The following is a 21,783-nucleotide window of genomic DNA, read 5'->3' as shown; positions in this document are numbered from 1 at the left end:
CTGTTTCTGATAAGTCCCACCACTAATAGAGGTACTGGTTGTGGAACCGCTCAACGAAATAGTCAGACTACCGGTTGATTCTATCGACCAAGTGTTTAAGATGATTGCCCGTGTATCCTCTCGTATGCACCCGAAGACGCAGTCGACGAACGGCGGTGGGGGACAGGGAGGCCCCGACACGTTCGATTCGTGGACGGCGCTCCAGAAGTCGACTGACAGGACTCGAGCGAACCTGATCGCCGACATCGTGGGCCATCCGAAAGGTGCGCCCAGCGTGACGGAACTGGACTACATGAATCCGAGCCTCGAGGCGGACGCGATCCGCCGCCACCTCACCATTCTGCAGGAGGTCGACGTGGTCGAGGAACTCGTGGTGAAACCGGGGAACCGAATCCGGGGCTACCCGTACAAGTTCTATCGGCTGAGCGACGAAGCGCGCGAGTTGTTCGATCGGAACGACCTGTTCCCCGAGGAGGCCTGGCGGCGCCAGTACACTCGCGTCCAGCGGACGGGCGAGATCAAGGACGTCGAGGAGATGCCCCGCCCGACCGCCGACTAACCGCGGTTCTCGACTCCGGCAGGATCTCGGTTCCTATCGTTTCACTCGAAAATTCGGACTACAGCCACCGCATCAGTTGACATCCTCGGAAACTCGCCTCGGTGACGATCGACGCGCTCGAAGACAAGAGATCCGGTATTCTCTGTGAGATCGACGTCCAGGACACGCTCGAGAAGAACTCGACGAGGGTCTGCATCATCTCGGTCGATTCGGCTCGCGACTCGCCGCAAGCCGTCTCTGGGATGGTGGCGGGTAGTTACCCTTCGACAGTCATCGGACCGTCGTCGACGTGTTCGTACTTGTCTTCGAACTCCTGGATAAGCTGTCCCATCTTCGCGTACCAGTCGTTGAGCATCCGCTGCATATCGTTTGCGATCTGGTTCGGATCGGTGGGGTAGTAGACGTGGTAGTAGCCGCCCTGATCGTAGTTGATCTGCTCTTTCTGGATGAAACCACTCTGGAGCAGTCGCTGGATCGATCGGTACGCAGTCGACCGCTCGCGATCGACCCGATCGGCGACCTCGTCGATCGTCAGCGGTTCGTCGCTTTCGACCATCGCCCGGAAGCATTCCTTGTCGAGTTGCTTGAGGCCGTGGATGCACTCTAGCAGCCCTTCACACTGCATGTCCTGCTGGAGTTGTTCCGCCATCGAGTTAGCCATTGTATTGATTCGTGGTAGGGCCTGAACCGGTATAAGGGTTGTGTGAGTATTGCGCAATTGCACTGAGCGACCGATCCGGGTCGGCAGCGACCTCAATCCGCAGTTGCGGGAGACGTGGCTGACTCCTCGCGCATCGTCGTGATCGTGCTGTAGATCACGGCTCCGCTAACCAGCAGCGCCGAGAGCATGATAAGCGCGAAACTGACCGTGCTCAGCACGTCAATCCCCAGGTAGTCGCCGGCCTGACGGAACGCGACGGCGACCGATCCACCCAGGAGCATCAGTCCGAAGTAGATCTTGATATCGCCTTCGTCGACGATGCTGGTCGCCGCCGATCCGATTCGGGCGCCGAGTGCGCTCCCAGCGAGCAGGGGCGCGACGATCGAGAGGTCGACGCCGCCTTCCATTCCGTAGAGGTACGAGCCGACCCCGCCCGAGATGACGATCTCGAAGAGGTCGGTCCCGACCGCGACGGGGACCGGGACACCGATGAGGTAGAACATCGCGGGCATGCGGATGAATCCGCCGCCGACGCCGAGGAAGCCCGAGAGCAGACCCGTGACGAACGCGACGCCGAGGATCATCCACAGGGAGACCGTGAGTCCGCCCTTGATTTCGACCATCGGCGGGACGTGATACGACTGAATTTTCCTCGCGATGTCGGGAATCTCGTCCGGGTCGATCTCCGCGTCCGCGTCGTGGTGGCCGCCACCGCCGTCGTCATCGTCACCCTTCAGCGCGTTGTAGGTGACGAACAGCCCGATCGCGCCGAGCAGGAAGACGTACGTGACGCCGATGACGCCGCTGGCGAGGCCGAGATCCTCGAGGTAGAAGACGCTGATTCGTCCCACCTCGATGCCGACCGTCGTGCCGACGACCATCAGTCCGCCGAGTTTGTAGTCGACCTGGCCGAGATCGTGGTGTTTCATCGTCGCGATGACGGCCGTTCCGAAGACGAACGCCATCCCACTCCCGACGGCGACTCGAGCGGGATACCCCATCACGAGCAACGCGGGCGTGACGAGGAACGACCCGCCCATCCCGAAGAAGCCGAACAGTACGCCGACCATAAAGCCGAAGCTCACGAACAACACGAGCAGCGTCAGTCCGATTCCAAAGAGCTCCATCTATGCGTTCTTGATCCTCTCGATGATGGGGTCCGCTGCGACTTGCTCGAGTACACCGTAACCGACGTAGAGGACGACTGCCTCGAGGAGGACGGCACCGACGAGCACGCCTGCCTGTGCTGGTGGTGAGAGGGCTGCGAGGTCGATCATGCGTTTCGACCTCCGCTGGGGTTCGATCGTGTGTAGATCATGGGTTTCTGCTCAGTACTCACTACTCGGGTACAGTGTATAACGGTTTTGGGTGTGATGCACAATATCACTGCAGGAAATCCCACGGCTAACCGATGGAGATATTTACGTACGTTATTCGAATATTCGTCCCGATCGAACGGGCTCGTTGCGGGTCGGACACGCTCACGCGCGGTTCGACCCACGGCTCGATCGGTAGCGCGCTGGGAGGCCTATCCGTTCGCCACTCACGAAAGCACGCCGCGAACGGGCCGCGAGTCCTCTCGGCCCGGTGCGATCGCGGGCAGCCGGCGAAGTGATCGATCGGTCGCCGCTAGCAGAGTCGGGGAGGTGGACGACGATTCGGATACCCTCGCCGTCTCGATGACCGCCGAGTGTGCAGGGGTGGTCAGAAGCGAAAACGGGTCCCCGTGGTCGCGTTCAATCAGCTCGTGTCTCGAATCGTCGAGATCGTCGTTCTCTACCAGTACGGCGTCACAGAGCGCCTTCTCGACGGTCAGTCGGTCCCGTCGCCGAACGGTTGCCGTAAAAATCCGGTCGCTTCCGCGATCACCTGGTCGCCGATGCTGTCCGTCGAGAGTCGACTGTCAGTCGTGCGGATGGAACCGCTTGATGGCACGATCGACCGCGTCGGTCTGGCCGAGGAAGGTGACGCGATCCCCGTCCTGTAGTTTGTGGTCGCCGGTCGGAACCTCCGTGGTTCCGTTGTCGTGGGTGAGCAGGCCGACGATACAGCCGTCGGGAATCTCTGCATTGAGTTCCGCGATCGTCTTCCCGACGAGGTCCGCTGCCGTGACTTCGATCTCCTGGACGTCTCCGGTCCGGCCGAGTTCGTTCATCCACGCGGACAGCGACGGCCGCTCCAGGACGTTCTCGAGCGACCACGCGGTCGCCATCGAGAGGTCGATCGCCCGGACGTCGAGCGATTCGAACGCGTCGACGTTGTCGGGCTGGTTGACTCGCGAGGCGACCTTCCCGACGTCGAAGCTCGTCTTCGCGAGCTGACAGACCAGCAGGTTGACATCGTCGTCGGGCGTCGCCGCGATGACCGTCTTCGCGTTCGACGCGCCGGCCTGCTCGAGGACGTCGGCGTCGGTACCGTCGCCCTCGACCGCGCGAAGGCCGCGTTCGCGGGCTTTCTCGACCGCGTCGGGGTCCTCGTCGACGAGTAGTACGTTCTCTCCGTCCTGTTCGAGCCGTTCCGCGAGGGACAGGCCGACCCGCCCCCCGCCGATGATGATCGTGCGCATTGGTGAAACCTCGAGGTAGTTCGCGATCTGTCGGGCGAGGCCAGCCTGCAGGACGACCGTCGCGAAGATGAGCAAGAAGACGGTACCAGCGAGCAACTGGGCCTCCTGTGGCCGCCCGAGTGTTTGGAGTTCGACGGCGAACAGCGTCGCGACACTCGCGGGGATAATCCCGCGCGGGCCGACGGCGCTCAGGAACAGTTGCTCGTTGCGGGTGAACCGTTCGCTCGTCGTCGAGAGGTAGATCACGGCCGGCCGGAGCACCATCGTGATCGCGACGACGATGGCGACGCCGGCGAAGCCGAGCGTGAAGATATCCGCGAAGTCGATCAACGCCGCCAGCGCGACGAAGACGAACGAGAGGACGACGACCGAGAGGTCGTCCAGAAAGTCGATCACCGCCTCGTGGTGTGGTAGATCGACGTTGCCGAGGACGAAGCCGGCCATTGCGGCGGCGGCGATCCCCGTCTCACTGGCGACCAGTTCGGCACCGCCGTAGGCGACGACGATTCCAGCCAGGACGATCAGCCGGGCGTGAAGCGGCGCTGCACAGGGTCTGGACCGGCCGCGGTCGAGAACCAGCCACACGACGGCGGCGACGAGCGCACCGATCGTCAGTCCGACGAACAATCGTACCGCGAAGTTGCCGACGAGCGCGGCCGGCGTCCCGTTACCGGCGACCAGCACTTCGAAGACGACGACGACCAGGATGGCCGCCGTGACGTCGTTGATCACGCCCTCTCCCTCGAGGACGGCGGCAACGTGGTCTCGCACGGTGACGACCTGGAGGATGGGGCCGATCACCGTCGGGCCGGTCGCGATCAACAGCGCACCGACCAGCAGTCCGACCTCGAGACTGGTCTCGAGGAAGAAGACGACGGCGGCCGCCGTCCCGAGCCAGGTGATCGCCGCACCGACGGTGACGAGTCGCGTCAGCGCCGTCGGACTCTCGCGAAGCTTCTGGAGGTGCAGGTGATACCCGCCCTCGAAGAGGATGATCGCGACGCTGACCCCGACCATTGCGGAGAGTCCGCTCCCGAATGTGTCCTGTGAGACCAGGCCGAGCACCTCGGGACCGATCGCGATTCCGGCGAAGATCAGAAACAGGACGCTCGGGATTCGGAGGCGATCGGCGAGGACGCGGGATGCAACCCCAAGCGCCAGGATGAGCGCGACGACGGCGACGAGGATCACGGTCGATCACCGGCGTCTCGCTCGAGCGTCGCGTCGTTCGATCCGTCCATCGTGGTTGCGCTCGCTGACACGTCTACTCGTTTCCTCCCGCGGTCGCGGTTGGGCCGACGTCTTTCGTTCGAACTGCCTGTGCACCGTAGTAGAAGATGATGACCGTGACGAACGCCGACGAGCCGACGAGCAGGACGAAGCTCACGGTATCGAGCACCGGCATCGCGAGCCAGTTGGCGAGTTCGCCGAGACCGACGGCCAGACTCGCCAGCAACAGCATGATGCCGAAGTAGATGGTGACGTCCGCTTCGTCGACGTAGGCCGTCGCTGCCGAGCCGATGCGAGCGCCGAGCGCGCTCCCTGCCAGCAGTCCCGTTACGATTCCGAGGTCAACGACACCGTCGAGCCCGTAGGTGAACGCCCCGACGGCGCCCGACATGAGCGCACCGAAGAGACTCGTTCCGACGGCGGCGGCGAGGGGCACGCCGATGAGGTAGTAGATCGCGGGCATCCGGATGAAGCCGCCGCCGACGCCCAGGAATCCAGAGACGATCCCGACGCCGCCGCCGACGCCCGAGATTGTCCACAGCGACGCCTTGCTCCCGTCGGTCAGCGTCACCATCGGTGGAATGTTGTACGACTTGATCGTCTTCGCGATTTCGGGAATGTCGTCGTCGTCGGAATCGTCGTTGTCCGCGTCGGACGACTGTTTGAGGGCGCTCCGGACGAACAGGGCGCCGATCGCGGCGAGCAACAGCACGTACGCAGTCCCGACGACCAGCTCCGCCCGTCCGATCGCCTCGAGCCCGTAGACGAGCACTTTTCCAGCCTCGATGCCGAGGGCAATCCCGACGAACATCAACGCCCCGAGTTTGTAGTCGACCTGACCGACGTCGTGGTGTTTCATCGTCGCGATGACGGCCGTCCCGAAGACGAACGCCATCGAACTGCCGATCGCGACGGGTGCGGAGTAGCCGAGGATCAACAGCGCGGGCGTCACGAGGAACGACCCGCCCATGCCGAAGAACCCGAAGAAAACGCCGACCATGAAGCCGAAGACGACGAACAGCGCCAGCAGTTCGGGACTGAGTCCGAGTAGCTCCATTGATTATGCGTTCTCGATCGTCTCGATGAGCGGCGGTGCGACGGCTCGTTCGACGATGCCGTAGCCAGCGTAGAGGACGATTGCCTCGACGAGGACGGCGACGACGAGCAGTGCGGCCTGTACTGCCGGTGAGAGTGCGGCGAACTCGATCATCGGTCTCGACCCCGGTTCGAACTCGGTTTGATGTGGATCATGGTTCGGTGCTTACTACCCACTATCCGAAGAGCGTGTATAACGCTTTTGGGATCATAGCACAATATTACTGCGGGCTATGCCACGGCTATCCAACGCAAATATCCTCGTACGTTATGGGAATATAGAAGTCTGATCGGCTTCCAATCGATGCCCTCCGGACGGGTATAATTCGGTCGCGCGACGAAGTACGTCTCGAGTCGAACACCCTTCCAACTGCTTCGCCAGTCCAATCGCGACTTCGGACGCGGCCTCTCCGACTCTATATTGGGTTTCCCAAACAATATTATACCGTCGAGCCCTACGACCCGTATGAAAGCCGTCTGTGCGACCGATCTTTCGGCAGCTAGCGAGGCGACGATCGAGAGTGAGACCTGCCTCGAGTGTCTCGGCCGGATCGGCGTCGACGAGATGCATCTCGTCACCGTCGTCCCGTCGAACGTCCACGCGGGAATGCCCGGCATCGACTTCGAAGGACGACGCGAACGGGCGCTCGAGCGCTACCGCCGCGTTATCGAAGACGCCGGCTTCGAGGTCGAAACTCACGTCGTTCGCGGGACGCCCCACCGGCGGATCAGGGGCATCGCCGAGACGATCGGTGCGAGCCTGACGATCGTTGGCTCGCGCGGGAAGAGTCCGCTCGAGAACCGCGTGATCGGATCGACGGCGCGAAACCTCGCTCGAACGACGGAAACACCGCTACTCGTCAACCGAATCGAACGCGAAACTGACGAGCCGGATGTCGTCAGGGAGCACCTGTTCCAGCGAATGCTGTACGCGACGGACTTCTCCGAGAACGCCGATCAGGCGTTCGAGGCGTTCTCGTACCTACACCGTGCCGCCCAGGAAGCGACGCTAGTCCACGTCGAGACGCCGAAAGATCCGGGCCTTGCGGAGGAAGAAGCTCCCGAAGAGAGACTCGCGGAACTGGCAGCGCAACTCGAGGAGTGGGGTATCGAAACTCGGATCGAGATCCGGCAGGGCGATCCCGCAGACGAAATCCTCGCAGCGGAGGCCGAGTACGACCCGACGACGATCCTCGTGGGCTCGCGCGGACACAGCAGACTTCGCCGACTGTTACTCGGCAGCGTCTCCGAGGATATCGTCGCCCAGGCAAACGGAAACGTGATGCTCGTCCCGCCGTCTCGAGTGGCGTGAGATCGACGTCTCGAGTTCCGTCCGCTCCCTCGAGAACGACGGGCTGAGGGACACGAAACTGGATCTCGGTAGAGCCGGGATAGCCGTGATCGCGACGGCCGTCAGTGGCCCCATATTCAAGGGAATCGCCATCGTAAAATAGACGATGTATCAGAATATCCTCGTTGCGACTGACGGAAGTGACATCGCGACGACCGCTGCCGATCAGGGCATCTCGATCGCGAAGAAATTCGACGCGACCATCCACGCCGTCTCGGTCGTCGAAGGTGATGGGACCGACGGACAGGCAGACGACGAGGCCCGGTCACGTCACCGACAGTTCGTCGAAACAGTCGAAGAGAAGGCAGTCGATCGCGATGTTTCCGTCGGTACGAGCATCCAGACCGGACAGCCGAGCCGAGAGCTACTCGAGTACGCCGACGAACACGATATCGACCTCTGTGTTCTCGGAACACACGGTCGAACAGGTATTCGACGATGGATCATGGGAAGCGTCGCGAGGGCGGTCGTTCGCGAGGCGCGGTGTCCCGTACTTACCGTGAACCCCTCAGTGACAGATGTGGCTCACGATATCGACGATATCTGTATCGCAACGGACGGCCGACCCGGAGTGGAGGCAGCCGTCGAAAACGGACTCGACCTTGCAGAGGCGTACGGATCGACCGTTCACTCGTTGTACGTCGTCGACGACGTCCACTCGCACATGGATATCGTCCTCGACGCGCTCGAGGAAATCGGTGAACGGTCGACGAACACGATCGCCAACCGCGCCGCAGAACGCGGGTTGGAAACCAAACGAGCGATCGAACGTGGGATTCCGAACGAAGCGATCGGTTCCTACGCGGCGGACCACGACATCGACATCGTCGTCGTGGGAACGGAGAGTCGGTCCGGACTCGACCGACTAGTCACTGGTAGCGTTTCACAGCGAGTCGTCAGCAGTTCACCGGTCCCCGTGCTGTCCGTCCGCACGCTCGAGCAGTGAGCGACTGTGCCGTCTCCGGGCTGCCGTCGACCTATTCCTCCTGCCCGCAGTTATCGGCGAGCAACGATCGTGACGATAGCGTCTTCGGGCGGCCGAACTCGAGGTCGCTACGCTGAAGAAGGTGGGTTAGTCAGCACCTGTTGGAGTGCTTTCGGACGTAGCTCGCTGGCTGCGCCAGACGCCCTGGATGTAGGCGCCGACGAACATGCCCGCGAGCGCCCACAGAATCGTGACGTTACCGACTCCGAGGCTAGCGTAGGCCGCGCCGGGGCAGATCCCCGACAGCCCCCAGCCGACGCCGAAGATCGCGCCGCCGATCAGGACGTTGCGGTCGAACGGTTTCAGTCGACGACCGTAGGTGTCGCCCGTCAGCGGCGCTCGCTCGCGCAGTCGCGGCATCAGCGCGAAGGCGACGCCCGAGACGACCGCCGCGCCGCCCATGACGAACAGCAGTCCGAAGTCCTGGAACTGCAGGAAGTTCAGGACGACCTCGGGCCGGGCCATGTGGCTGAAGCCGAGGCCGAACCCGAAGATCAGGCCGCCGACGAAGATCAGCGGCATGAACAGGGGATGTCGATTTCCGTTCATCGTTATGGACTCACCCCTAGCGCCATCACGATCTGGGCCGTTCCGATCGCCACGGCGAGGAACGTGATCACGCCGACGATCGAGGTCTTCGAGGCCGAGCCGACGCCACAGACGCCGTGGCCGGAGGTACAGCCCTTCCCGATCCGGGTGCCGATCCCGACGAGGATGCCGCCGAGGAACAGCCGCCAGGGCTGGACGTCGGTCAGCCAGATCGTCAGGCCGCCGACCTCTCGCAGCTCCCCGGTCGTCCCGGGCTGGTAGAGCCCGCTCGAGACGAGCCCGGACTGGAAGGTCAGCGCGTACACCGCCGCGCCGGCGACGATGCCGAGCGTGAACACGATGCGCCAGTCGCGCGAGCCGCGGTACTGCTGGAACCGCGACTGGTCGGAGACGTACGATAGCGTCGACTCGAGGAACGTGCTCGCGCCGGCGGGAATGCCGGTGCCGAGGTAGATGACGACGGCGCCGAGGCCGACGAGCAGTCCCCCGACGGCGTACCGACTGATCCCGGCGGGGAACAGGGTCTCGTACAGCGCGGGAGCGATGAGTTCAGTTACCATTCGGCTGGTCGTGTGTGGAGTTAGTCACCGGCCAGCGAGTCCTGGCTGGCGGCGCAGTTGTTCGGGCCGAGCTCGAGTTCGAACGCTTCGTCGTCGTCGGCCGTCTGCTGTCCGAGGTTGGTCGGGATGATCTCCTCGTAGTTGGCCGGTCGCGGGGGCATGTCCGAGAGGATCAGCTCGACGAACTCGTCTTCGTCCATCGTCAGTGCGGCCATCTCCTCTTCGATCTGGCCGATCGGCGCCGTGTAGGTGCCGTCGTCGGCGGGCTCGGCCGCGTCGCTGAAGTGAGCCCCACCGATGAGGGTGTCGTCGGGCAGCGTCAGCACGCGCTCCTGGAGCGACTCGTAGAGCTGTGCGGCGGCTTCGGGCGCACCGTCGTCGCCCTCCTCGAGGTCGGGCCGGGCGACGCTCTCGACGAAGAGGCCGTCGCCGGTCGCCAGCAACTCGCCATCGATCAGGTACGAGGTCATCCCGGAGGTGTGCCCGGGCGTGGAGACGGTCTCGATCGTGACGTCGCCGACCTGGAACTCGTCACCGTCGGCGGCGAGGGTCATCTCGTCGGCGTAGGTGACGCCGCGGTCGACCGACGCCTCGGGAATGACGCCCTCGGCGCCGACGGCGTCGAGCGCGCGAACACCCGAGATGTGGTCGGCGTGGACGTGCGTGTCGATCGCGTACGTCAGATCGACGCCGAGCTCTTCGGCATCGTCGAGGTAGCGATCGGTGAACGCCCGCAGCGGATCGATCACGGCCGCTTCGTCGTCGTCGTAGACGAAGTAGCCGAGGCAGCCACTCGAGGGTCGCTGGTACTGCACCAGCGTGCCGGCGCCATCGTAGCGCTCGACCTCGACGGCCTCGTAGATGCGCGCCCAGCCGTTCATTCCCTCCTCGAGGTGGTCGACCTCGTAGCCGCGCTCTTTCAGCGCACCCGCGACGTACTCGCTCGAGCCCCCTTTCGCACAGAGGACCGTGATTTCGCGATCGTCGGGAATCTGTGCAAGAACGTCGTCGTCGATCTCCTCGTCGAGGAACTCGAAGTACGGAACGTTGATCGACTCGACGTTTTCTCCGTCGATCCGCCACTCGTCGTAGTCCGATTTCATGCGGGTGTCGAGAAGCGTGACGTCCTCGCCCGCATCGATTCGTTCCTTCAGGTCGTCTGGATCGACCGATTCGATCTGAACGTCCGGCGTCGGGAAGTCCATGTCGTCCATGTTGTACACTGCTCAGTACCGGTCGCTCCCATATAAGAGTTTGCATGGTATTTCCCTAATTGCACAATACAGGTAGCGCGGTAGGTATCTGGAATCGCGTATATTGTACTTCTACAGTTTCTATAGCGTACGTGGGCGCACACTCTGTCTATAGATGTTCGAGACTGGTGCAATAATCGATATCCTTTTATGCTCGCACCCGATATTGTATGATAGCTCCAATACAGAGCACAGATATCAATCATGAGTTCGGAACACAACGTTACGGAGACGCTCGACGTAAAAGGACAGTCCTGCCCGATGCCTATCGTGAAGACCAAGCAGGCGATCGACGATCTCGAGGCCGACGACGTCCTCGAAGTCGTCGCGACCGATTCGGGTAGTATGAGCGACGTTCAGGGCTGGGCAGAGGGCACCGACGGGGTCGACCTTCTCGACCAGGTCGAGGACGGCGATCTGTACATCCACTACGTGAAGAAAACGGAATAAGATGAGCACGGACAATCCCACGACGTCGGTTGACGACAGTGACGTCGAGTTCGATGCCGCGGAGTTACAGGCGCTGCGCGAGCGCGTCGAGGAACTCGAGGAATCGGTCGCTGATATAGACGAGGCCGACGATCAGAAGAAGATGACCATCGTCGCCACCCAGGGCAGTTTCGACATGGCCTATCCGCCGCTGATCCTCGCGAGCACGGCGGCCGCGTTCGGCTGGGAGGTCGTCGTCTTCCACACGTTCTGGGGACTCGACATCCTCCACGAGGAGAAGTCACAGGACCTCAAACTGAGTGCGGTCGGCAACCCGAACATGCCGATGCCGAACGCGCTCGCGGCGCTGCCCGGTATGGACGCGATGGCCACGAAGATGATGCAGAAGAAGATCGACGAGAACGGCACCGCGACGATCGAAGAGCTGATCGACCTCTCGCTCGAGAGCGGCGTCGATCTGCAGGCCTGTCAGATGACGATCGAGCTGATGGAGTACGACGAGGACGACTTCTACGACGGCGTCACGACGGGTGTCGGCGCAGCTACGGCGATCCAGCACATGGCCGAATCCGACGTTCAGCTTCTGGTCTAACGATGCCCGGGGACGACACGCCCTCTGAGGACGGGAGCGAGTGTACGACGAGTATGCGCGTCCTCGAGACGATCGGCGAGGCCGACGGCGTCGATCCGATCGACCTCGAGCCGCCGCTCAACGACGTTGTCGACGCGTCTGCGCTGGACCTGCTGTTCGAACCGACGACGGGCGACGATATGACCCGTCACGGTCGAGTCTCGTTCACGTATCGTACCCACGACGTGACGGTCTACTCGGACGGTCGCGTCGAACTCGAGTAATTCGACTGCGAGTTTTTCTCGATAGTCCGCGTCGCTACATCGGTAGTTCCCAGTATTGGGGAACCTGGGAAATACTTTATCGGGTCGACGGCGTAGTGTCTGGTATGAACGATCCGTTCGTTATCGTCGGCGGTGACGCTGCCGGAATGAGTGCCGCGAGCAAGGCGAAACGCGAGGAGCCGGACCGGGACGTGATCGTCTTCGAGTTGGGAGAGTGGGTCTCGTACGCGGCCTGCGGGATGCCCTACTACGTGAAGGGAACGGTAGACGACCTCGAGGACCTCGTGGCCGTGACGCCCGAGGAGTTCCGCGAGGAGCGCGACGTCGACCTCCGAACCGGTCACGAGGTCGTCGCGATCGACCCCGAGGAGAGGACCGTTACTGTCGAAACCGACGGCGAGCGGTTCGAGCAGCCGTACGAGGACCTCCTGATCGGAACCGGCGCTCGAGCCGTCGAACCCCCGTTCGACGGGTTCGACCTCGAGGGCGTGTTCACCCTCCGAAGTATGGACGAAGCCGACGCGATCGAGGACTTCGTCGCCGATCGCGAGCCGACGACCGCCGCGATCGTCGGCGGCGGCTACGTCGGCGTCGAGATGGCGGAGGCGCTCACCGAGCGCGGATTCGAGGTGTCTATTTTCGAAATGCTGCCACAGACTCTCCAGCCCTTCGGCGAGGAAACCGCACGGGTCGTCGAGGACCACCTTCGCGATCGGGGCGTCGAACTCCACCTCGAGACGGCGGTGCAGGGGTTCGCAGGCGATGACCGCGTCGAGGAGGTCGAACTCGAGGGGGAAACGGTTCCGGCGGATCTCGTCGTCGTCGGCGTGGGCGTTGCACCGAACGTCGAACTCGCCGAGGAAGCGGGGATCGAACTCGGCCCGACGGGTGCTATCGCGACCGACGAGTACGGTCGGACGAACGCCGAGGACGTCTACGCCGCCGGAGACTGCGCGGAGGCGACCAACGTCGTCACCGGCGAGCCCGACCACGTCCCGCTCGCGCTGACTGCCAACCGTGCCGGGCGAGCGATCGGCTCGACGGTCGCGGGCGATCCCACGCCGACCGGCGGCACGGCCGGGACGGCGATCGTCAAGGCGTTCGAACTGGGCGCGGCCCGGACGGGCGTGATCGACTCGGAACAGGCGCTCGAGGCCGGGTTCGATCCCGTCTCGGTTACCATCGAGGCGCCGACGCGGCCCCACTACTATCCCGGAGCGACCGACCTCACCGTGACGCTGGTCGCCGACCGAGAGAGCGAGCGCGTCCTCGGCGCCAGCGTCGTCGGACGGAAGGGTGCGAAACGGATCGATACGGTCGCGACTGCGCTGCACGCTGGGCTCACCGTTTCGGAACTACAGAATCTCGACCTCGCGTACGCGCCGCCCTTTAGCCCCGTCTGGGATCCGATCCTCACCGCGGCGAAAGTGCTCGCCGGGAAACTCGAGGACTGACGGGCCCGTCTCCGGGGCCGTCCCTCGTCAGTCGGTTTCGGCGACCGCCGCCGGCGATCGCTCCGCGCCGAGTGCGTCGCCGGCGTCCGTCCCCATCACCAGACGCACGAACTGCCCGGCGTTCGTGACGAGCTTGTTCTCGGCCTTTCGAAGGTGTTCTTCGTACGTTGATCGCGCGACGGACGTCCGTTCGGCGAGTTCGCTGACCGACGCGCCCCGGGGCTGCTGGTAGTAGCCGTTATCGAGCGCGACGCGGAGCGCGGCCAGCTGGCGGTCGGTGAGCCCGTCGAACAGCTGATCGACCGGCGCCAGCATGCTGTGGGGAAGCTGGCTCTCCTCGAGACCCGTTTTCGAGAGCACCTCGATGTCGCGGTCGGCCTCGAGGTCGTCGTACAGCGACCGAACGTTCGTTTCGTCGAAGGCGATGACGGTGTAGTGTTCCCACCCCTGCCGGTGGACGGTCGGGGGCTGGTAGAGGCAGTTGTGCTCCTCGAACCGCTCAATGATCGAATCCTCGAGCGAGCACTGACACGCCTGCATCACGACGTGGATGCCGGACTCGTCGACGTTTTTGTGCAGTACCGTTCCGAGTTCCTCGACGTCCGCGAGCAGTTCCTCCGTCGGACCGTTCACGGACGAAATCTCGAGCACCTGGCAGTCACTCAGGTACCACTCCCTGATCGTGAGGTCGGGATATCGCTCCGACAGGTCCCGGTACGGACACTCGTGGCGGAGCCGGAACGAGGTCTGGTAGAGTCCCATAGTGTAGTGTTCGACCGCCGTCCAGATAGGGGTGCCGGTTATAGCCCGCAGTGCTCATATTGATATCTCGTCCCTACACAAAGTACGATGACTGAACTTTCTCCCGATCGATTCGCGGCGAAATGGGCGCAGGACGACGACGACCTCCTCGTCCTCGATATTCGCCACGAAGCGGAGTACGAAGAGTGGCACGTTCCGGGAAGCGAAAACGTCGACGTGTACGACGAGTTGCAGGACGATCCGAACGCCGCGAAAGACGCCCTCTCGGAGCTTCCGGACGGCAACGAAATCGTCACTGTCTGTACTGCTGGCGTCATCTCCAGGACGGCGACGGAACTGCTCCGAGAGATGGGGTACGACGCGAAGACGCTCGCCGACGGGATGAACGGCTGGAGTCGCGTCCACCGACGCGCGCCGGTCGACGCCGCGCTCGATGGCAACCTGATTCAGGTCGCCCGCCCCGGGACGGGTTGTCTCTCCCACGTTCTCGTCTCAGACGGCGCGGCCGCGGTGTTCGAGCCGTCCCAGTACGTCGACGAGTACGAGGCCGTCCTCGAGGAGCACGACGCCGACCTCGTCGGCGTCTTCGACACCCACGCCCACGCCGATCACGTCTCCGGCGGTCGAAAATTCGCTGCTCGCCACGACGTCCCCTACTACCTGCATCCGGCGGACGCATCCGGGGTCGACGCGACGCCGGTCGCGGACGGTGACACGATCACCGTCGGCTCGGTAGACGTCGACGTGATCCATACTCCCGGACACAGCCCGGGGGGCGTTTCCTACGCGATCGAGGACGAGGCGCTGTTGACCGGCGACACCCTCTTTCACGAGAGCGTCGGTCGCGTCGAACTCGGGGTCGACGCCGGTCTCGAGGACGTCGACGTCGAGGACAACGCCGAGACGCTCTACGAGAGCCTCGAGCGCCTCCGAAACGTGGACGGCGACCCGCTCGTGCTCCCGGCTCACGACCCCGGCTCGCCGGAGCCGCCGGTCGCCGCGCGACTGAGCGAACTCGAGGAGCGTAACGAGGCCTTCGGGCAGGACCGCGAGACGCTCGTCGAGGCGCTGTCCGACGACGTGCCCGAACAGCCGCCGAACTTCGAGCGAATCAAACGCACGAACGTCGGTTCGGAATCGCTGTCCGAAGACGAGGCGGCCGACCTCGAACTCGGCCCGAACCGCTGTGCGGCCGAGTAATCCATGAGCGGCGAGTACACTCAGGGAATCCGGGAGAACTGGCAACAGTTTCTCCTGCAGGTGCTGACGGTCTTTGCAGTCGGACTCACGATGGGGTCCCAGCGCAACGTCGTGCCTATCATGGGCGAGGAGACCTTCGGCGTCGAGTCGCTGCTGGTCATCGGCTCGTTCGTCGTGAGCTTCGGGATCGTCAAGGCCGTCCTCAACCTCTACTCGGGGAAGTGGGCCGACGCGCACGGTCGGAAACCGATCCTGATCCTCGGCTGGCTCGCAGCCGTTCCGATCCCGTTCATCCTCATCCTGGCACCTAGCTGGTGGTGGATCGCCGTCGGGAACGTGTTGCTCGGCGTCAACCAGGGCGTCGCTTGGAGCATGAGCATGATCTCGAAGATAGAACTGGCCGGCCCCGACGAGCGCGGGCTGGCCGCCGGCATCGACGAGGCGTTCGGTTACACGGGCGTCGCCGTCGGCGCGTGGCTCACCGGCGTGATCGCCGCCCAGTACGGGCTGCGTCCGGAGCCGTTCTACTTCCTCCTGCTCGTGATCGTCGTCGCCGCGCTCCTCGCGGTCGTGCTGATCGAGGAGACGCTGCCGTACGCGAAGGCCGAAGCGGCGGCGGCCGAACCCGACGGCGGCGAGTCACGTGAGGCGGAGCTGCCGTTCGTCGAGATCGTCAAGCGCGCCACCTACCAGGATCGTACGCTGTTCGCCGCCGCGCAGGCGGGTCACGTCGAGAACTTCGTCGACACGCTCGTCTGGATCGCCTTCCCGCTGTTTCTCGTCTCGCAGGGACTCGACGTCGCGCAGGTCGGCGTGGTGGTCGGCGTCCACAGCGCGGCGTACTTCCTGCAGGTGTACACGGGTCGGCTCGGCGATCGGATCGGTCGAAAGCCACCGATCGTCGCCGGCTTCTTCCTCGCGGGGGCCGGCATCCTGGGAATGGTCTTCGTCGAGGGCTATTATGCGTGGATCCTGCTGTCGGCCGTTTCGGGCGTCGGAATGGCCCTCCACTACCCAAACCTGATCTCGGTTGCCAGCGACGCGGCCCATCCGCTGTGGCGATCGACTGGACTGGGTGTCTACCGGATGTGGCGCGATCTGGGGTACGCGGCCGGCGCCGTACTCATCGGCCTCACCGTCGACCTGTTGACTATCGAAGCGGCGTTCTACGGGACGGCTCTCGCGATGTTCCTCTCGGGAACGTACGTACTCTTCCAGATGAACGAAACCCATCCGGAACTCGGTAGCCACGAATCAGCAGCATCGATCGAGTAACCAGTACCCCTCGAGAGTCCTCCGGTCGCCATACCCACTTCTTGGAGTGGAGAGAACACAGACTGACGAGTTCACTAGTTCCCGCTCGTTTCACGAGTTCTTTATCGTTCTACATCTCTTCGGAGCGACAGTCAGCTTGGGTTATCAGTATAGAGAATTAACGCACCATCAGGTTCGTATCCGATACGACAGAACACCAAAACCAATTGAAAGAAAAATTAGGGTACCTATTTCAACGACTCGGAGATCAAACTCCCCAAGCAAGCCCAAGAGGAGACTATCGAGTAGGCTGATGAATACGGCGATGAGATAGCCCGGAATCTGGAATAGCCTCATCTGAGTGTTCAGCGAAATCCAGTACAGGGTCACGAGGACGACAAACATCACCGTCATATCCACCACCGGACTTCGAGTGATCCGTCCCATCGAATCCATACCCATATATTATGGCTCTCTGACAATAACTGTTCCTCGTAGAGGACCGATCAGTGCGCAGACTGTACGTAACGCGCGTTCGTCCCCGGTGCAGCTGCGTTCAAGAGCGACGGACGCTCTGTACAGCTGAAATACATACCACGATTGGTGGATAGCTTTTATCACAATAGACGGTCAATAAGAGGAGAGAATGGGGATCGTGTTAACAAATGGAGATCTTATTCTTCAAGTTCAAACCTGAACGCCCATGAGCCATGATCGCCATATTTAGAGGTTGCACGATAACTGCCGGGTTCTGGACATCTCTCGTCCAGTTCGTAATCGGACCCCGCAATACCATACCGTTGCTCGATGGATTCACCGGGTTCGAGATTCGTTGTTACCAGAACATCGTCTCGATCGATGCCCCGTTCCACGCGGGCACATCCGCCTCCCTCCAGTAGTCGCGTCTCGATTTCGTCTTCCAACCCGATCACAAGTCCGCCACCAGTTCCAGTCACAGATCGTCCGGGGAAAGCGAAATCGTTCCCTGCTTGCTCCCATGTAGCCGTTTCCTCGCCGACGTTCTCAACAGATATCTCGAGTGTTGGAAACTCATCGTCAGATACCGTGTCCTCGACCACCGCTATATCGAACGAAAGAACGTCTAGATCGTCGTTTCTGGAGATGAGTGAGAGAGTCAACTCGGTTTGGGCAAGTACAGTGCAACCAGCAGTTGCCGGGGAGAGGCCAAGACTAGCACTGGCGAGGACCTGACGCCGATTCATGTCTGTAGATTATCAATAATTACGTAAATAGATTTTCCAAGCTCAAACGCAGATTGAGTGCCTCTCCATCCGTTCAGTGTGCACTCTCACCGTATCAAATCGGCCATTCCGCGCCCTCCTTCCACTGGTACATATACAACTAGATCTCGAGCGCAGCTTACTCACCGCGTTCGGAGAGTTCGCCCGCGAGCGTCTGGATGGCGACTGGACCTACCTCTGTGCGTATCATGGCGAAACGTGGAACGGCGGCTTCGATTTACCGTTCCTCAGGCGAGCCTGTGTGCGACGGGGCGTTGCATGGCCGTTCCCCGATACTGCCTATGCGGACGTGATGACGGTTGTCACCGGTTCGAAACAGGCGAGATGTCCGATCTCGAGGGAGTGGACGATGACCTCGGCGGCGGCGAGCACTGCGATTCGTTCGACGAAAGCGCGAGCGCGGTTGCCGCGCACGAAGCCGGTGAGTGGGAGCGGCTCTTGTTGCACAACCTCGCGGATATCGAACGAACACGCGAGCTTGCCGTGCTCGCCGGACAGTATGTGTGTAAATCCGATTTCAGAACGAAGAACCTCGCTCCACCAGGTATCTAACGGTCTGTAGAAGACAAATTCTTTCTTCAGAAGTACTCACGAAACGGCCGGTACGTACAGATGGAGTAGCAGACTGATTTCGTATAGCCATATATAATTTATCAATGCCTGTATTCTCCGCTCGTTCGCACGAGACGGTTCGAAACGCCCGTTCTCGATTTGAGAAATCCACTGTGTCAAAGACGAGTTTGACACAGTAACTTTACTAGGGTCGGTACTGTACGGACATCCGAACCGATGGATTCCAGCGAACGACGGGTTCCTGACCGCTCGAGAGGTGGGGAAAACACCGTCAAAACGGCACTACACCGGTACAAAAAGACGCTTTCGGGCCGATCGAAAACGACGATCGATCACGTCCTCTCGGAATGGATCGCCCAGTTCGACCTCGAGTCGTTCGACCAGATCGATCGCGACTGCTGTCGACGCTACGGCGAGTATCTCGACGACCAGGCCAGAGCCGACGACCGCAACCTCTCGGCAGCAACCGCACACACGTACTACGCATACGTTCGGGCGTTCCTCTCCTTTTGCGTTCGCGACGGGTACCTCGAGACGAACCCGGCCGATACGAACGACGTCGACGAGTTCCTCCCACGGATCACGACGCGACCGGACCGACAGTTCTGGACGGCGAAAGAACGCGAGCGAGCGCTCCGATTTTGCGGGAAACGGATCGATCGCAATCTGACGACGCCACCGCTTCCGCCCGAGTTACAACTCGATCGATACCGCGACCGCGCAATCGTGTCCGTACTCGGTCTCACGGGCGTCCGTGGTGCGGAGGTCTTCTCGGTCCCGCGCGACGACCGTCGCGACGGAATCACGTGGTCAGACGTCGATATCGACGGCAACGTCCTCATCGTCCTGGGGAAGGTCAGACGCGAGGACAAGGACCCATACCAGGAGGCACAACTCCCGCCGCGGGCAGCGTCGGCTCTCGAACGATACAAACGCGTCCTCGAGCCACCGACCGACGAGTGGCCAGTCTTCCCGACGAACCATTACCCCTCGAAGCGGCGGGCACTCGAGGCGGAGTTCTCCGAGACTCGAGTCGAGACGATGCTTCGGCGGTCGTCGATCGACGAACTCCTCCGCGAACACGAGGTCCCGCCACCAGCACTGTCGACGAACGGTGCACGATCGGTCCTGAAACGGCTCTCGGCGAAGCTCGATACTGCCTACGACGACCTCGAGTACGATCCCGAAAACGGCGAGTATCTGAAACCCCACGGGGCCCGCCGCGGGCTCGGACACGAGTTGTACAAAAAGGGCCACGCAGAGGTCGCACAGAAATCGCTCCGGCATACGTCGATGGACGTCACCGACGAATCGTACCAGGACATTCAGGCCGGCGAGACCGCGAAAGCGGTCGACGATATTCTCGGACACGGTGAGGACGAGTGAACCGAACGTGGCGGCAAACGCGTTCGCGGCCGGCTGTCTCGGCGAAGGGGTGAAGCAGAAACGATAACTCACGGTCGAACTGTCGCATAGCTTTACATAGTGGTCGTTCCTCGGTGGGTTCGTTGGCATGTCACACACGCACAGCACACTGGAGAGTGGCGGACGAATCGGTGGCACGGAACGGGGACGAAGGAGGCGTAGACCATGGCGGAGGTGACACACGAAGAACTCGAGTACCCGGCCGAATCGTGGACCGGCTTCTTCAGAGACCACTTCGGCCCATCGATGCTGTGGGCGCTGATCAGTATCGGTGGCAGCCACATCATCCTCGCGCCGACGCTCGGTGGCTTCTTCGGTATCTTTGCGGTGTGGATCTTCTTGTTGATCTACGTCGCAAAGTACGGCGGCTGGGAACTCGGCATCCGGTACACCTACGGAGTCGGTGGCAACCCCGTCGAGGCTTACGGCGATCTTCCCGGACCGAAGAACTGGGCGATGTGGGTCTCCGTGTTCATCTTCACGGTTCTCTACACCGGTATCACGGCTGCGGTCGGCTTCGGCACCGCTGCACTCGCTGCAGCGCTGACGCCGCTCGACCCACTCTCGGCGTACGGCATCTTGCTCGCCATCGCCGTCGGGATCGTGCTATTCTCTCGGTACGGCTTGCTCGAAAACATCCTCAAGGTGTTCACCGCCATTCTCGGCGCACTCATCGTCCTCGGTGTGCTGTTCGGTCCCCCGTCGACCGGTGTAATCGCCGAGACGGCGACGGGCCTACCCGAAGGGACGTCGCTCGCACTGTTCGTCGGACTGTTCGCGGCCGCGGCCGGATTCGCTCCGACGGGCCACAGCACGAGTATCCTGATCGGCAGCTGGTCGATGGCAAAAAAAGAGGGGGCGCAGGCGCTTCGTGAAGAAGGGGTCGACCCAAACGATGAGCGGTACCACGACTACATCGCCGCCTGGATCAAGACCGGCCGGCGGGACTTCAACATCGGTTACGCGTTCAGCCTGGTCATCATGCTCAGTATGGTACTCCTCGCGGCGAACGTGCTCTATCCGAACCCGCCAACGGACGAGAATCTCGCGTTCGTCCTGGGAGATATCTTGAGCGACTCCTTCGGTCCGTGGTCGTTCTGGGCCATGCTGGTCTGTGCGTTCGCCGCGCTGTACTCTACCGTGATCACCCTCCTCGACGGCGGCTCGCGTGCGACTGCCGATATTTTACCGCTCGCCCTCGAGAACGACGATCTCGATAGCGAGCGAATCCGCCGATTCGTCGTCGTCGCGATGGGCGTCGGCAGTCTGATCCCGATCGTGGTCATCGGTGAGTTACCGGTCACGCTCATCCTGTGGATCTCGGTGCTGCTCGTCATCTTCGAGGTGTTCTTCTATCCCGCTAACTGGTACATCGTCGAACGGCGGCTGCCGGAGGCGTTCCGGCCGTCGACGCGGTGGAAGATCTACTACGTAGTCACGATCGGACTGGTCGTCGTCTTCGCGCTGATGGGCGCGGCCGAAGAGCTCGGTGTCCTCGGAACCTGAGCCACTCGATCCGAGTGTCTCACGGCGCGTTTTCTACGTACTGCGTACGTTCCCGACCGTTGCGAGCGTAGTTCTCGTCTTCCCCTCGTCAGTTAGAGAGACGCGTGTAAGCGGTGGATAGCGGCAGTACAATCTTCTACCCGGCCGACGAACTGCATTCGCTTCCGGAAGTGGAAGCAGTCGCACGAGGGCGTGGTGGCATCCAGACAACACCCCAATAATTACTTGGGATG

General features: G+C 62.2%; 24 protein-coding genes. 12 read left to right on the top strand and 12 right to left on the bottom strand.

The annotated features are described in order from the left end of the window. The first annotated feature begins 124 nt into the window (after positions 1–124). Entirely contained in the window at positions 125–559 is a 435-nt protein-coding gene (locus CV102_RS19755; protein ID WP_148859751.1) for an ArsR family transcriptional regulator, read from the top strand. 256 nt (positions 560–815) lie between these two features. Here the strand turns inward: CV102_RS19755 and CV102_RS19750 are convergent, their stop codons facing one another. From CV102_RS19750 to CV102_RS26135, 6 genes are all read right to left on the bottom strand, one after another. Then, entirely contained in the window at positions 816–1,220 is a 405-nt protein-coding gene (locus CV102_RS19750) for a helix-turn-helix domain-containing protein (protein ID WP_148859750.1), read from the bottom strand. A 92-nt stretch (positions 1,221–1,312) separates the two neighbouring features. Beyond that, positions 1,313–2,347: a sulfite exporter TauE/SafE family protein gene (locus tag CV102_RS19745; protein WP_148859749.1), complete on the bottom strand. Its 1,035-nt coding sequence runs from the start codon at positions 2,345–2,347 to the stop codon at positions 1,313–1,315. After that, on the bottom strand, positions 2,348–2,497 hold the full coding sequence (locus tag CV102_RS26140) for a DUF7512 family protein (protein WP_187433045.1): 150 nt from the start codon (positions 2,495–2,497) through the stop codon (positions 2,348–2,350). 626 nt (positions 2,498–3,123) lie between these two features. Next, positions 3,124–4,974, bottom strand: coding sequence for a cation:proton antiporter domain-containing protein (locus tag CV102_RS19740; RefSeq protein WP_148859765.1), 1,851 nt, complete (start codon positions 4,972–4,974; stop codon positions 3,124–3,126). Between the two features lie 76 nt (positions 4,975–5,050). After that, the gene (locus CV102_RS19735; protein ID WP_148859748.1) at positions 5,051–6,073 is read right to left on the bottom strand and encodes a sulfite exporter TauE/SafE family protein; all 1,023 of its coding nucleotides are present in this window, start codon (positions 6,071–6,073) and stop codon (positions 5,051–5,053) included. Positions 6,074–6,076: 3 nt separating this feature from the next. Further along, complete coding sequence (locus CV102_RS26135; RefSeq protein WP_187433044.1) at positions 6,077–6,226, bottom strand: DUF7512 family protein; 150 nt, start codon at positions 6,224–6,226, stop codon at positions 6,077–6,079. Positions 6,227–6,577: 351 nt separating this feature from the next. Here CV102_RS26135 and CV102_RS19730 point away from each other — a divergent pair, with 351 nt between their 5' ends. Beyond that, the gene (locus tag CV102_RS19730; protein ID WP_148859747.1) at positions 6,578–7,423 is read left to right on the top strand and encodes a universal stress protein; all 846 of its coding nucleotides are present in this window, start codon (positions 6,578–6,580) and stop codon (positions 7,421–7,423) included. A gap of 145 nt (positions 7,424–7,568) precedes the next feature. Further along, positions 7,569–8,408, top strand: coding sequence for a universal stress protein (locus CV102_RS19725; RefSeq protein WP_148859746.1), 840 nt, complete (start codon positions 7,569–7,571; stop codon positions 8,406–8,408). A 126-nt stretch (positions 8,409–8,534) separates the two neighbouring features. Here CV102_RS19725 and CV102_RS19720 read toward each other — a convergent pair whose 3' ends face one another. The 3 genes from CV102_RS19720 to CV102_RS19710 are packed head-to-tail and all read right to left on the bottom strand — an operon-like array spanning position 8,535 to position 10,770. Beyond that, positions 8,535–8,996: a YeeE/YedE family protein gene (locus tag CV102_RS19720; protein ID WP_187433043.1), complete on the bottom strand. Its 462-nt coding sequence runs from the start codon at positions 8,994–8,996 to the stop codon at positions 8,535–8,537. Between the two features lie 2 nt (positions 8,997–8,998). After that, on the bottom strand, positions 8,999–9,556 hold the full coding sequence (locus CV102_RS19715) for a YeeE/YedE family protein (protein WP_148859745.1): 558 nt from the start codon (positions 9,554–9,556) through the stop codon (positions 8,999–9,001). A gap of 20 nt (positions 9,557–9,576) precedes the next feature. Continuing rightward, complete coding sequence (locus CV102_RS19710; protein ID WP_148859744.1) at positions 9,577–10,770, bottom strand: MBL fold metallo-hydrolase; 1,194 nt, start codon at positions 10,768–10,770, stop codon at positions 9,577–9,579. A gap of 243 nt (positions 10,771–11,013) precedes the next feature. On the opposite strand from CV102_RS19710, the gene CV102_RS19705 reads away from it, so the two are divergent. From CV102_RS19705 to CV102_RS19690, 4 genes are all read left to right on the top strand, one after another. Further along, a complete protein-coding gene (locus tag CV102_RS19705; protein ID WP_148859743.1) occupies positions 11,014–11,259 on the top strand; it encodes a sulfurtransferase TusA family protein in 246 nt (81 codons plus the stop codon). A gap of 1 nt (position 11,260) precedes the next feature. Next, complete coding sequence (locus tag CV102_RS19700; protein ID WP_148859742.1) at positions 11,261–11,851, top strand: DsrE/DsrF/DrsH-like family protein; 591 nt, start codon at positions 11,261–11,263, stop codon at positions 11,849–11,851. A 2-nt stretch (positions 11,852–11,853) separates the two neighbouring features. Further along, positions 11,854–12,114: a HalOD1 output domain-containing protein gene (locus CV102_RS19695; protein ID WP_148859741.1), complete on the top strand. Its 261-nt coding sequence runs from the start codon at positions 11,854–11,856 to the stop codon at positions 12,112–12,114. A 104-nt stretch (positions 12,115–12,218) separates the two neighbouring features. Then, positions 12,219–13,568 (top strand): FAD-dependent oxidoreductase, encoded by a 1,350-nt coding sequence (locus tag CV102_RS19690; protein ID WP_148859740.1) that lies wholly within the window; start codon positions 12,219–12,221, stop codon positions 13,566–13,568. Between the two features lie 27 nt (positions 13,569–13,595). On the opposite strand, the gene CV102_RS19685 is transcribed toward CV102_RS19690, so the two are convergent. After that, positions 13,596–14,330 (bottom strand): helix-turn-helix domain-containing protein, encoded by a 735-nt coding sequence (locus CV102_RS19685; RefSeq protein WP_148859739.1) that lies wholly within the window; start codon positions 14,328–14,330, stop codon positions 13,596–13,598. Positions 14,331–14,417: 87 nt separating this feature from the next. Here CV102_RS19685 and CV102_RS19680 point away from each other — a divergent pair, with 87 nt between their 5' ends. Together CV102_RS19680 and CV102_RS19675 are read left to right on the top strand one after the other, a co-directional pair. Continuing rightward, positions 14,418–15,530: an MBL fold metallo-hydrolase gene (locus CV102_RS19680; protein WP_148859738.1), complete on the top strand. Its 1,113-nt coding sequence runs from the start codon at positions 14,418–14,420 to the stop codon at positions 15,528–15,530. Between the two features lie 3 nt (positions 15,531–15,533). After that, a complete protein-coding gene (locus CV102_RS19675; RefSeq protein WP_148859737.1) occupies positions 15,534–16,805 on the top strand; it encodes an MFS transporter in 1,272 nt (423 codons plus the stop codon). Positions 16,806–16,973: 168 nt separating this feature from the next. Here CV102_RS19675 and CV102_RS19670 read toward each other — a convergent pair whose 3' ends face one another. Both CV102_RS19670 and CV102_RS19665 read right to left on the bottom strand, forming a co-directional pair. After that, positions 16,974–17,240 (bottom strand): hypothetical protein, encoded by a 267-nt coding sequence (locus CV102_RS19670; protein ID WP_148859736.1) that lies wholly within the window; start codon positions 17,238–17,240, stop codon positions 16,974–16,976. Positions 17,241–17,458: 218 nt separating this feature from the next. Next, complete coding sequence (locus CV102_RS19665; protein WP_148859735.1) at positions 17,459–18,007, bottom strand: hypothetical protein; 549 nt, start codon at positions 18,005–18,007, stop codon at positions 17,459–17,461. 363 nt (positions 18,008–18,370) lie between these two features. On the opposite strand from CV102_RS19665, the gene CV102_RS19660 reads away from it, so the two are divergent. The 3 genes from CV102_RS19660 to CV102_RS19650 all read left to right on the top strand — a co-directional run bounded on the left by CV102_RS19660 (position 18,371) and on the right by CV102_RS19650 (position 21,550). Further along, positions 18,371–18,598 (top strand): hypothetical protein, encoded by a 228-nt coding sequence (locus tag CV102_RS19660; RefSeq protein WP_148859734.1) that lies wholly within the window; start codon positions 18,371–18,373, stop codon positions 18,596–18,598. Between the two features lie 237 nt (positions 18,599–18,835). Further along, positions 18,836–20,005: a tyrosine-type recombinase/integrase gene (locus CV102_RS19655; RefSeq protein ID WP_148859733.1), complete on the top strand. Its 1,170-nt coding sequence runs from the start codon at positions 18,836–18,838 to the stop codon at positions 20,003–20,005. A gap of 204 nt (positions 20,006–20,209) precedes the next feature. Beyond that, on the top strand, positions 20,210–21,550 hold the full coding sequence (locus tag CV102_RS19650; protein WP_148859732.1) for an Nramp family divalent metal transporter: 1,341 nt from the start codon (positions 20,210–20,212) through the stop codon (positions 21,548–21,550). Positions 21,551–21,783 lie beyond the last annotated feature (233 nt).

Origin of the sequence: Natronococcus pandeyae, from assembly GCF_008122205.1 — an archaeon.
In the GTDB taxonomy this organism is placed as follows: domain Archaea; phylum Halobacteriota; class Halobacteria; order Halobacteriales; family Natrialbaceae; genus Natronococcus; species Natronococcus pandeyae.
Note: the sequence above shows the minus strand (reverse complement) of the source record. Positions and strands in the feature narration are given on the sequence as shown.